A 13,476-nucleotide genomic window follows, 5' to 3' on the forward strand; every position below is an offset into this window, starting at 1 on the left:
ATCTTTGAAATCCCCCTCCTAAGGGGAAGGTTGGCAGTTCGAACCTGCCCTGGGACACCATAAATGTGAAAGCCCCACGCAGAGTGATCTGGTGGGGCTTTTTTGTGGCTGTCTGCAGCGGTGGATTCAACTCCAGCCCAACATCAAGCCGTCAGCGTATGGTCCGCCTCCCCAAACCAGGTACGCACCAGATCGGTACCGCTCGTGCCCGTGTGGGCAAGAACCGCCACATCGGCGAAGTTTGTACCATTGGCTGCGCCATCGACATCCACCTTCACGGTGATGTCGCTGCCGGACTGCGCCAGTTGGACAAAGTCGGACACCTGGCTGGTGCCGTTAACGAAGTTGGCGTTGAGCAGCGCAGAGAGGTCGACTGTGTCACCTTCGGCGAAGTTGTAGTCGAGAATATGGTCGCCGCCTTCATTCACATTGAAGTAGGCGAACACATCGGCTCCCGCGCCACCGCTGAGCGTGTCCTCCCCGCCACGACCCACAATGATGTCGTTGCCGTCGCCGCCACTGATTACGTCCGCCGCCATAGTCCCCACCAGTGTGCCGCTGGATTCGCCGTGGTAACTGACCTGGGTGCCGGCCTCGCCGCCGTCGGTGGCCTGGAAGTCATTCACCGAATAGTGCCCCAGCAGATTCACTTCAGCCCGATGCACACCGTCATCCACCGTCAGCAGGCCGCCGGCGCCAGAGGCGTTGGCGTTGTAGCTGAGTTGGGTGTTGGCGCCGAAGGCGAGATCGCCGAAGGTCAGCATGTCATCGCTTTCCAGACCGAGGATGCCGACCAGCGAGCCCGCCGCTTCGGCCTGTGCGATCACTAGCGTGCCCGCACCTTCGCCGTGGAAGGCGACTGAGGTATGGGCGGTGCCATCGAAGCTCAGGGTTGCGTCGCCGTCGATGGTGGCGCTGCCATTGCCGGTCACGTCGGCCAGCAGGTGCAGGTCGCCACCATTGGCCCACAGGTGGCCGGAGTTGTCGACGGCACTGGCCACCGTCATCCCGCCTGTACCCGTAGATTCCAGCACTCCGCTGTTGGTTATGGTGTGGGTGCCGGTGTCGAGCACCAGGCTGTTCACGCCGCTGGCCAGGATCAGCCCCGCATTGACCAATACCATCTGCCCGGCGCCCAACTGGCCGGCGCCGGAAATGCGGTTGTCGACGTTGGTCAGCACGGTGTCGGCGCTGCCGCCGAAAATCACGTTCTGCGCGCTGTCGGATAGCTGCACCTGACCGCCACCGGTCAAGGTTGCGCCACGAAACAGAATCTCAAGGTGGGTCGCACTGCCGGTGGAGCCGAGCTCGATCGTGCCGCTGTTATGGATGCTGCCACCGAACGGCATGATCGCGCCGTCGGCAATGCTGAGGGTACCGGTGTTGTTGGTGAGCGGGTCCACATCGAACTGGAAGTTCGCTTCGCTCAAGTCCGCCGCATCGACACCTTTGAGGGTGACCGTCTGGTCGGAGCCGATGTTGACTAGCGCATCGCCGTTTGCGTCGTTAGCGATGCTCAAGTCAGCATAACCAGTGACACCGGTGAAGCCGATCAAGTCGATCTTGTCCGCCGCCGCATCGAAGCTATGGATGATGTTATTGCCAATCGGCTGGGCGAACACGAACAGGTCGGCGCTGCTGGAACCGGTGAGGTTGTCGTCCGCTGACAAGGCGAAGATTGGCGAGCCAGGAGCGTAGGCCTCGACGTTGTCACGAATGACTTCGCTTTCCACCGTGCCATCGGCATTGGTCCAGGTCATGGTGACCGGCAAAACCCTAGCGCCCACGAAATCCGCTGCTGTCGTGACCGTCAGTGTGTCCAGGCTGCTCTGGTCCACCGTCCAGGTGCCATTACCATTGTCGGAGCCCTGGTTCAGGGTCCAGCCTGCGGGAAGACCGGAAATGCTCACCGTGGTGACACCTGCGTGAGTCACCGCATCGGCCAGGCCCAGATTAATCGGGCTGCCGGCAATACCGGCTGGGCCGAGGGTACTGTCATGGACAACGATGTCTGAGGCTGTGATGTTAGCGACCCCTGCCAACGTCGTAACGTTGTTCAGCGTTGCCACTTGTACCCGACTCGCCGTATTGCTCCAGTCTGTGTCAAACCAGATTTCGCCCTTGCCGGTCGTCGAGTTGAATACGATCACGTAGGTGTTGGTGGCACCCCCGCCAGTGCCGGTTGTGATCTGTGCCGTCGTCTGCGAACTCGAGTCGATCACATCAATCTTGTTGTCGTCATTGATGTTGATGTTGCTGATGCTGTTGCGGGTTTGAAAGTCGGCGGAGAGCAGCGCTGTACCGGCCGAACTCCCGACGGTTGTGAAGCCGACACCACCTGTCACGGCACCACCCAGGAAGCCAATCTTGTCGGTGTTGTCCGTGTAGTCGGTGATCGTGTCCGTGCCACCGTTGGTGCGCAACCGGAATTGGTCAGCCCCGCCATTCCCGGTCAGCGTATCGTTGCCCGCCTGGCCGTTGATGGTGTCGGCCCCGCTGCCGCCGCTGATGTTATCGACGCCGGATGAACCATTGATATTGAAGGCTTCGGTCTGGTTGCCAAGGTTGAGCGTCAGCCCGGAAGTCGTCAGCGTCACGTTTTCGATATTGGCGATCTGGGCATTGCTGGTGCTGGTGAAGTTCGCGCTGACGTTGAGCGTATCGGTATTGGTTCCGCCGTCGAGCAGCGTGTCGTTCTGCGCACCGTTGATGATGTCGTTGCCACCCGCCGCACTGATGCTGTCTGCGCCGGTGCCGCCGGTGATGGTGTCGACACCCGAAGAACCGGTAATGGTGAAGCCTTCGGTCTGGTTGGAGAGGTTCAGGGTCGCAGCCGTTCCGATCAATACATTCTCGATACCGGTAATTTGCCCGTCGCTTGTGCTCGTGAAGTTGGGACCCGTACCCAGGGTGTCGGTGCCAGTACCGCCATCCAGCAGTGTGTCGTTGTCAGTGCCAAAGATCGTGTCATTCCCGCTGCCCGCGACGATTTGATCGGTACCCGAAGTACCAAAGATGGTGAAACTTTCGGTTTGGGCGTTCAGGATCAGTATTCCTGACGCAGCGGTGAGTTGTATGTTTTCAATATTCGCGATCTGGCTGTCGCTCGTATTGACGAAGACATTACCGACATTGAGGGTATCGGTTCCGGTGCCGCCGTCGAGCAGACGGTCATTCGCTGCGCCGACGATCACGTCGTTGCCCGCGCCACCAAAAATCCAGTCAGCACCGGCACCGCCGGACAGATTGTCCGTGCCACCGAAGCCGTAGATCGCTGTGTCGGAGCTGCCTGCTTGGATGTTGTTGCCCGCGCTCGTGCCGAGATAGAGCTCCACTACGCCCGCCGCGACACTGCCATCTTTCACCTGCAAGGTACCCGACACCACGGAGCCTTGCTCCACGGGGGACAGATTCGTGCTGGCGCCGCTGGTGATCGAGGGGTTGCTGAATGCTGCGGCAAATGGACTCTGCAGTGACAGCGTCGCATTGTCCGGGTCGGCCGCGACGAAGCTGATCGAGGTCTCGGTTATGGCCAAGCCAGAAGTCGTCGGTGCGTCGTTGACTGCCGACACCGTGACGGTCGTTGTTGCGACATTGCTGGCATGGTTGGCCGCCGCCCCATCATCCATCTGGAAGCTAATGGTGCGCGCCGTCGTTGAAGGGTTGTCGCTACTGTTGGAGTAGGTCACCGAGCGCAGTGCGGCCTGATACTGCACCACCGTCGCGGCTCCGGTCAGTGTCAGCACGCCAGTGCCAGCGTTGTAGCTGCCGGTAATGCCATTCTGGTTGGTGAACGCGAGTACGTCTTGACCCGTGGCGAAGTTACTGGTGATCGATACTGTGGCGCCCGTCAGGTTGCTACTGTCGATATCGGTGATCGTCAGCGCCGAGTTGATCGCCGTTGCTGTCTGGTTTTCTGTGTATGACAGCGATCCACCAGCCGTTATTACCGGCCCATCGTTAGTCCCGGTGATGTGGACGGTGACCGAGGTGAGGGTGCCGTCGGTACTGCTCACTGCTAAGGTGTCGGTGTAGGTGGTGCCGGCGGCGAACTCGTTGTGGGCGGAGTCGGCGGCATAGCTCCAGGCACCGTCGGTGCCGAGGGAGAACTGGCCGTAGCTGCCGGCGGTGTTGGACTGGGCGATGAAGGTTGCGGCGCTGTCGACATCGCTGATGGCCAGGGTGCCGTTGGTGGTCACTGGGGCATCGGTTTCGGTCAGCGTGACGCTGGCCGAGGACAGCACGGCGGCGTCGTTAGTCCCGTTGATCTGCACGGTGACCGAAGTGAGGGTGCCATCGGCACTGCTCACCGCGAAGGTATCGGTGTAGCTGCTGCCGGCGGCGAACTCGTTGTGGGCGCTATCGGCGACGTAGCTCCAGGCACCGTCAGTGCCGAGGGAGAACTGGCCATAGCTGCCGGCGGTGTTGGACTGGGCGATGAAGGTTGCGGCGCTGTCGACATCGCTGATGGTCAGGGTGCCAGCCGTGGTCAGTGGGGTATCGGTTTCGGTCAGCGTGACGCTGTCGGCGGACAACACCGCGGCATCGTTGGTCCCGCTGATCTGCACGGTGACTGAGGTGAGGGTACCGTCGGCACTGCTCACCGCGAAGGTGTCGGTGTAGCTGCTGCCGGCGACGAACTCGTTGTGGGCCGAGTCGGCGACGTAGCTCCAGGCACCGTCGGTGCCGAGGGAGAACTGGCCATAGCTGCCGGCGGTGTTGGTTTGGGCGACGAAGGTCGCGGCACTGTCGACGTCACTGATGGTCAGGCTGCCGTTGGTGGTCAGCGGGGCATCAGTTTCGGTCAGCGTGACGCTGGCCGAGGACAGCACCGCGGCATCGTTGGTCCCGCTGATCTGCACGGTGACCGAGGTGAGGGTGCCGTCGGCGCTGCTCACCGCGAAGGTGTCGGTGTAGCTGCTGCCGGCGGCGAACTCGTTGTGGGCGGAGTCGGCGACGTAGCTCCAGGCACCGTCAGTGCCGAGGGAGAACTGGCCGTAACTGCCGGCGGTGTTGGACTGGGCGACGAAGGTCGCGGCGCTGTCGACATCGCTGATGCTCAGGGTGCCGTTGGTGGTCAGTGGGGCATCGGTTTCGGTCAGCGTGACGCTGGCCGAGGACAGCACCGCGGCATCGTTGCTGCCGGTGATGGTCACCGTCACTGCGGTCGCGGTGCCGTCGGCGCTGCTCACCGTAAAGGTGTCGGTGTAGGTGGTGCCGGCAGCGAACTCGTTGTGGGCGTTATTGGCGACGTAGCTCCAGGCCCCGTCGGTGCCGAGGGAGAACTGGCCGTAGCTGCCGGCGGTGTTGGACTGCGCGATGAAGGTTGCGGCGCTGTCGACGTCGCTGATGCTCAGGGTGCCGTTGGTGGTCAGTGGAGCATCGGTTTCGGTCAGCGTGACGCTGGCCGAGGACAGCACCGCGGCATCGTTGGTCCCGCTGATATGCACGGTGACCGAGGTGAGGGTGCCGTCGGCACTGCTCACCGTAAAGGTGTCGGTGTAGGTGGTGCCGGCGGCGAACTCGTTGTGGGCGCTATCGGCGACGTAGCTCCAGGCACCATCGGTGCCGAGGGAGAACTGGCCGTAACTGCCGGCGGTGTTGCTCTGCGCGACGAAGGTCGCGGCGCTGTCGACGTCACTGATGCTCAGGGTGCCGTTGGTGGTCAGCGGGGCATCGGTTTCGGTCAGCGTGACGCTGGCCGAGGACAGCACCGCGGCATCGTTGCTGCCGGTGATGGTCACCGTCACTGCGGTCGCGGTGCCGTCGGCACTGCTTACCGTGAAGGTATCGGTGTAGGTGGTGCCGGCGACGAACTCGTTGTGGGCGCTATCGGCGACGTAGCTCCAGGCACCGTCGGTGCCGAGGGAGAACTGGCCGTAGCTGCCGGCGGTGTTGGACTGCGCGACGAAGGTCGCGGCGCTGTCGACGTCGCTGATGGCCAGGGTGCCGTTGGTGGTCAGTGGAGCATCGGTTTCAGCCAGCGTGACGCTGGCCGAGGACAGCACGGCGGCATCGTTGCTGCCGCTGATGGTTACCGTCACTGCGGTTGCGGTGCCGTCGGCGCTGCTCACCGTGAAGGTGTCGGTGTAGGTGGTGCCGGCGGCGAACTCGTTGTGGGCGGAGTCGGCGACGTAGCTCCAGGCACCGTCAGTGCCGAGGGAGAACTGGCCGTAGCTGCCGGCGGTGTTGCTCTGGGCGATGAAGGTTGCGGCGCTGTCGACGTCGCTGATGGCCAGGGTGCCGTTGGTGGTCACTGGGGCATCGGTTTCGGTCAGCGTGACGCTGGCCGAGGACAGCACGGCAGCGTCGTTGCTGCCGAGAATATGCACGGTGACCGAGGTGAGGGTGCCGTCGGCACTGCTCACCGCGAAGGTGTCGGTGTAGGTGGTGCCGGCGACAAACTCGTTGTGAGCAGAGTCGGCGACGTAGCTCCAGGCCCCGTCGGTGCCGAGAGAGAACTGGCCATAGCTGCCGGCGGTGTTGCTCTGCGCGACGAAAGTCGCGGCACTGTCGACATCGCTGATGGTCAGGCTGCCGTTGGTGGTCAGTGGAGCATCGGTTTCGGTCAGCGTGACGCTGGCCGAGGACAGCACGGCGGCGTCGTTAGTCCCGTTGATCTGCACGGTGACCGAAGTGAGGGTGCCATCGGCACTGCTCACCGCGAAGGTATCGGTGTAGCTGCTGCCGGCGGCGAACTCGTTGTGGGCGCTATCGGCGACATAGCTCCAGGCCCCGTCGGTGCCGAGGGAGAACTGGCCGTAGCTGCCGGCGGTGTTGGACTGGGCGATGAAGGTTGCGGCGCTGTCGACGTCGCTGATGCTCAGGCTGCCGTTGGTGGTCAGTGGAGCATCGGTTTCGGTCAGCGTGACGCTGGCCGAGGACAGCACCGCGGCATCGTTGGTCCCGTTGATCTGCACGGTGACCGAGGTGAGGGTGCCGTCGGCACTGCTCACCGCGAAGGTGTCGGTGTAGGTGGTGCCGGCGGCGAACTCGTTGTGGGCCGAGTTGGCAACATAGGTCCAGGCCCCGTCGGTGCCGAGGGAGAACTGGCCATAGCTGCCGGCGGTGCCAGACTGGGCGACGAAAGTCGCGGCACTGTCGACATCGCTGATGCTCAGGCTGCCGTTGGTGGTCAGTGGAGCATCGGTTTCGGTCAGCGTGACGCTGGCCGAGGACAGCACCGCGGCATCGTTGGTCCCGTTGATCTGCACGGTGACCGAGGTGAGGGTGCCGTCGGCGCTGCTCACCGTAAAGGTGTCGGTGTAGCTGCTGCCGGCGACGAACTCGTTGTGAGCCGAGTCGGCGACGTAGCTCCAGGCCCCATCGGTGCCGAGGGAGAACTGGCCGTAGCTGCCGGCGGTGTTGGACTGGGCGATGAAGGTCGCGGTGCTGTCGACGTCGCTGATGCTCAGGTTGCCGTTGGTGGACAGTGGGGCGTTGGTTTCGGTCAGGTTGGCGATGTCGGCGGACAACACCGCGGCATCGTTGGTCCCGCTGATATGGACGGTGACCGACGTGAGGGTGCCGTCGGCACTGCTCACCGCGAAGGTATCGGTGTAGCTGCTGCCGGCGGCGAACTCGTTGTGGGCCGAGTTGGCAACATAGGTCCAGGCCCCGTCGGTGCCGAGGGAGAACTGACCATAGCTGCCGGCGGTGTTGGACTGGGCGATGAAGGTTGCGGCGCTGTCGACGTCGCTGATGCTCAGGCTGCCGTTGGTGGTCAGTGGAGCATCGGTTTCGGTCAGCGTGACGTTGGCCGAGGACAGCACCGCGGCATCGTTGGTCCCGTTGATATGGACGGTGACCGAGGTGAGGGTGCCGTCGGCACTGCTCACCGCGAAGGTGTCGGTGTAGGTGGTGCTGGCGACGAACTCGTTGTGAGCGGAGTCGGCGACGTAGCTCCAGGCACCATCAGTGCCGAGGGAGAACTGGCCGTAACTGCCGGCGGTGTTGGACTGGGCGACGAAGGTCGCGGCGCTGTCGACGTCGCTGATGGTGAGGTTGCCGTTGGTGGAGATGTCGACGACGGCATTGGTCTCGGTCAGGTTGGCAATATCGGCGGACAGCACGGCGGCATCGTTGGTCCCGTTGATATGCACGGTGACCGAGGTGAGGGTGCCGTCGGCGCTGCTCACCGTAAAGGTGTCGGTGTAGCTGCTGCCGGCGACGAACTCGTTGTGGGCGGCGTCGGCGACGTAGCTCCAGGCCCCGTCGGTGCCGAGGGAGAACTGGCCATAGCTGCCGGCGGTGTTGGACTGGGCGATGAAGGTTGCGGCGCTGTCGACATCGCTGATGCTCAGGGTGCCAGCCGTGGTCAGTGGGGTATCGGTTTCGGTCAGCGTGACGCTGGCCGAGGACAGCACCGCAGCGTCATTGCTGCCGGTGATGGTCACCGTCACTGCGGTCGCGGTGCCGTCGGCGCTGCTCACCATGAAGGTGTCGGTGTAGGTGATGCCGGCGACGAACTCGTTGTGGGCGGCGTCGGCGACGTAGCTCCAGGCACCATCGGTGCCGAGGGAGAACTGGCCATAGCTGCCGGCGGTGTTGGACTGGGCGATGAAGGTTGCGGCGCTGTCGACATCGCTGATGCTCAGGGTGCCAGCCGTGGTCAGTGGGGTATCGGTTTCGGTCAGCGTGACGCTGGCCGAGGACAGCACCGCAGCATCGTTGCTGCCGAGAATATGCACGGTGACCGAGGTGAGGGTGCCGTCGGCGCTGCTCACCGCGAAGGTGTCGGTGTAGGTGGTGCCGGCGACAAACTCGTTGTGGGCGCTATCGGCGACATAGCTCCAGGCACCGTCAGTGCCGAGGGAGAACTGGCCATAGCTGCCGGCGGTGTTGGACTGGGCGACGAAGGTCGCGGCGCTGTCGACGTCGCTGATGGTCAGGCTGCCGTTGGTGGTCAGTGGAGCATCGGTTTCGGTCAGCGTGACGCTGGCCGAGGACAGCACGGCAGCATCGTTGCTGCCGAGAATATGCACGGTGACCGAGGTGAGGGTGCCGTCGGCGCTGCTCACCGCGAAGGTGTCGGTGTAGGTGGTGCCGGCGACAAACTCGTTGTGGGCGCTATCGGCGACATAGCTCCAGGCACCGTCAGTGCCGAGGGAGAACTGGCCATAGCTGCCGGCGGTGTTGGACTGGGCGACGAAGGTCGCGGCGCTGTCGACGTCGCTGATGGTCAGGCTGCCGTTGGTGGTCAGTGGAGCATCGGTTTCGGTCAGCGTGACGCTGTCGGCGGACAACACCGCGGCATCGTTGGTCCCGCTGATATGGACAGTGACTGAGGTGAGGGTACCGTCGGCACTGCTCACCGTGAAGGTGTCGGTGTAGGTGGTGCCGGCAGCGAACTCGTTGTGGGCGGAATCGGCGACGTAGCTCCAGGCACCGTCAGTGCCAAGGGAGAACTGGCCATAGCTGCCGGCGGTGTTGCTCTGGGCAACGAAGGTCGCGGCACTGTCGACGTCGCTGATGGTGAGGTTGCCAGCCGTGGTCAGTGGGGCATCGGTTTCGGTCAGCGTGACGCTGGCCGAGGACAGCACGGCTGCGTCGTTGCTGCCGCTGACGGTAACGGTCACCAGTTGAGTGTCCACGCCACCCATGCCATCGCTGACCTGCACGCTGAACACTTCATCGTGACTCTCGCCCGCCTTCAGCGACTGCACCGCACTGGCGACGCCATCGGTGCCATTGGCCAGGGTGTAAGTCCATTTTCCGGTGCTGTCCACCGCGATCGAACCGTAAGTGCCCGAAGCCGAGCCATTGATGGTCCAAGTGGACGTGGCAGCGTGATCGATGTCGGCCGAGCTGAGCTGGCCACTCACGCTGAGCGTGGTGTCTTCCTGCACTGCACCGACATCATTGCCCGTCGCGAAGCTGAGTACGGGCGCGTCGTTAGTGCCGATGATAGAGATGGTGACAGTCTGCGTCGCCGAGGCAGCGTTAGCCGCGCCGCTATCGTCGGTCGCGACCACGGCGTACGAGAAAGTGATGGTTTCACCCGCACCGAGGAAGTCGAGGTTCTGATGGCTGCTGTAGTCCCAGCTGTTCTGGTCGACCGAGAAACCGGCTACCAGCGCCGAGGCCACGCCCGCATTGAGCACACCAGCGCTCCAGACGATGTCGTTGTTAGCGGTCTGCGACACGGTCACTGTGTCGGTGCTGTCCAGATCGGCAAAGCTCAGGGCTCCGCTGTCACTCAGGGTGGCCGTGCCGTTGCCTTCGTTCATCGCTCCAGTGCTGTCGACAATCGTCAGCGTCGGCTGGTCGTTGGTGCCGGTGATCGTAATGGTCACGGTCTGCACCGTACCGTCGCCAATCGCCACGTTATAGGTCTGGGTGCGAGTCTGGCCTTCGCCGAGGAACTGCAACGCGGCGTTGTTCACCGAGAAGTGCCATCCCAGCGAACCACTGCCTGTGCCGGTGCTGTCGCTCAATGGATCGGTGGTGAAACTGCCCAAATAGCCGGATGCACCCGGTGTGACGCTGACGCTATGGGTGTCGATCAGGTCGACGTCAGTGAAGGTAATGCTGCCGTTGGCTGCGTAGTCGCCGCTGTCTTCCTTGGCATCGCCGGCTTGCACACCGCTGGTGATCTGTACCTGGTCGTTGGTGCCGGTAATGGTAATGGTCACGGTCTGTACCGCGCCGTCGCCGATCACCACGTTATAGGTTTGAGTGACGCTCTGGCCTTGGCCGAGGAACTGCAGGGCGGTGTTGTTCACCGCGAAGTTCCATCCCAGCGAGCCACTGCCCGTACCGGTGCTGTCGCTCAGTGGGTGGATGGTGAAGCTGCCCAAGTAGCCGGAAGCGCCCGGCGTGACGCTGACGCTGTGAGTGTCGATCTGGTCGACGTCGGTGAAGGTAATGCTGCCGTTGGCTGCGTAGTCGCTGCTGTCTTCCTTGGCTTCGCCGGCCTGCACGCCGCTGGTGATCTGCACTTGGTCGTTGGTGCCGGTGATGGTGATGGTTACATTCTGCGTTGTCGTCGAGCCATGCCCATCATTGAGGGTGACCACATAGGTTTCGGTAGCAGTCTGACCCTGGGCCAGATGCTGGGCTGCCGCATTATTCAGGGTGTAAGTCCAGTTAACGGTGCCGTTTGCCGCGTTGGCCGCTTCACTCACTGGCGCAAGGACGAAGTTGCCCAGCGCTGTGGTGTTGCCTCCCGCCGCCACGAAAGAGGCGGTATGTGTGTCGCTCAGGTCGACATCGTTAAAAGCAATAGTGCCTGTCGCATTCAGCGAGTCGGTCAGGCTCGACGTTGTAGCTGGTTCCTCGGTTACCGTGCCGGACTGTGCGCCGATGCCTATTGTCACAGCGTCATTCACGCCAGCGAATTGCACCTGCGCAGTGGCCCAGCTGAGCGTGCCGTTACCCAGACGAATCGCATAGGTAAAGCTGTCTGTCAGGGAGCCTCCGGCAGCAAGTGACTGGAGTTGTGCCTTGAAAGCAGTCGACAACGTAGCGGCGTCGTAGCCGACCTTGCCATCCGACGAAATCCAGATCTTCGCCCCGTTGAAACTGGTGTCAGTGCTCGTCGCCTCAATTCTGCCCGTGTCCTGGATCAGGAGGTCGGCCGGCGCATAAATCTTGGTGGCAGTAGAAAGACTGGTCGCGTCATCGAGTGACCAAAGTGTCTTTGCGTTGCCTCCGAGGTCATTGGACATGACGTCCAGGTATACGACCCCCAGCAGGTCTTCAGTGATGGCCGCGGTGCTCGCGCCAATAACACCGGTAGTGAAAATGTCGTCCTGCGCTTGCGCAGTGTTGGAAAGCGAAGTAACGGTGCCGCCGCTGGTCGTTGTGGTGGTAGCCATGTCTTTCTCCCGGAAATGCCATTTTTTTATTTTTAGAATCGTTAGGGACTGCTAACAGGACGATGTCCCGTTCTTGCGCCGCTCAGGTTGTTCTGGGGCGGTACGAGGCGGCCGTCGGACATCGTCGGCCAGCTGACGGGACAAGCGCTGCCGGTAGAGCCGCGCGGGTATTGCGGGGGTGGAAATGTTCGCCGCGCTTGAGCCGCGGATCGCAGGACAAGTCGGGCGAACGTGGACGCCAGCCTGGGGCTGCGCTGCGCATGGCACGCAATAGACTGAGAGTACCCATGTGGAAGGGTCTCCTGGAGAAAGGCTGGGGGAGGCCGTGTTTTGGGGTAGCACCGACTCAGGGATACGGCCTTTCCTGATATCAGTTTGATGTTGTTTAGTTGTGGGGTCAGGCTTTGTAAAGGTGTTAAGCGCAGTTAACAGTGCGACGTGCCAATATTCCGACGGATGGGTATTTTGGTGTCAATATTATGTCGATTTGTTTTTGGCGAATGGGCCGTTAGCGCTCAACAATGGCGTGTCTCGAATGAGCTGAAACCCCAATGGGACGTGGGCTGCCTGAGTCATAAACGTTGGGATACCCATCAAATCTCATCGTCTGTTAGAGAAGCCCCGCCGGAACCTCTGCTTTTGCGGTATTTCCACCAGGTAACGCCCGATCGATCATGCCGGTCTCGATGGCTGCTCGTGGCATACCGTCGAACTCGGCGTCTTCCGGCGCCTGGGTCAGGGTGACACCGCCCTGTTCCTTGATGCGCGACAAGCCGACCGCGCCGTCGGAACCGCTGCCCGAGAGTACTAAGCAGAAGGCGCACTCGAGGTGCACTTGTGCCAGATCGGGCCTCGAACCACGATAGATAGGTGTCATGTATAAAGGCGCGCAGGGTAGGGGAGGTCGCACCTTTACGGCCTTGGGGGACTGCCAGTGGTTTGCCTTGCTCGTGGGCATCGGCCAAATAGCGGGCGGTTTCCTGGCGGGCCTGCTCGAGCGTTATCTTACCGACACGGCCAAGGGTGACGTTCTTGTTCTGTGCCCAGGTGACCCTATAGCTCATGTGCCCCGCTGGGGCGTCATATCAAAGAGAGGTATGGGCATGCTGATGAATTCGCTCTGGCCACAATTGCGTCTGCCGGGGTGCAGTGCTGTTCTATTGGCCGCCCTTGGATGGTTTTGTTCAGGACCTGGGTAGAGGAGAGGAGCGCCTGAACGTTAGCATCAGACCTAGGACGTTTTCATAGAGGCACCCTGGGCTCCTTTATAAGGAAAAGAATTTTCAGGCGGGGGTTGACCGCGTATTTTAATACTGTACTATTCGCCTCCCGCTAGCGAGCAGCTTGATGTTGCTTCTAGTCTAAGTAATTGATTTTATTAGAAAATCAGAAACTTTTAAGGTTGCTACTTGGGGATGTGTGCTGTAGAGTGCGCTCCTCGGTTGAGACGAAAGATCTTAACCAACCGCTCTTTAACAACTGAATCAAGCAATTCGTGTGGGTGCTTGTGGAATCAGACTGATAGTCAATAAGATTATCAGCATCACAAGTTACTCCGCGAGAAATCAAAGATGTAACCAACGATTGCTGAGCCAAGTTTAGGGTTTCTTAAAAACCCAAAGATGTTTGAACTGAAGAGTTTGATCATGGCTCAGAT

Annotated in this window: 1 protein-coding gene and 1 pseudogene; both read right to left on the minus strand. The window is 61.7% G+C overall.

The genetic code is table 11. The features are described from left to right. Positions 1-143: 143 nt before the first annotated feature. On the minus strand, positions 144-11,819 hold the full coding sequence (locus tag IB252_RS29795; protein WP_192411143.1) for a VCBS domain-containing protein: 11,676 nt from the start codon (positions 11,817-11,819) through the stop codon (positions 144-146). A 636-nt stretch (positions 11,820-12,455) separates the two neighbouring features. Continuing rightward, positions 12,456-12,666: pseudogene (locus tag IB252_RS29800) on the minus strand (chemotaxis protein CheB); the annotation flags it as partial. Between the last annotated feature and the right edge of the window lie 810 nt (positions 12,667-13,476).

It is taken from the genome of Pseudomonas sp. PDM10, assembly GCF_014852295.1.
Classification (GTDB): domain Bacteria; phylum Pseudomonadota; class Gammaproteobacteria; order Pseudomonadales; family Pseudomonadaceae; genus Aquipseudomonas.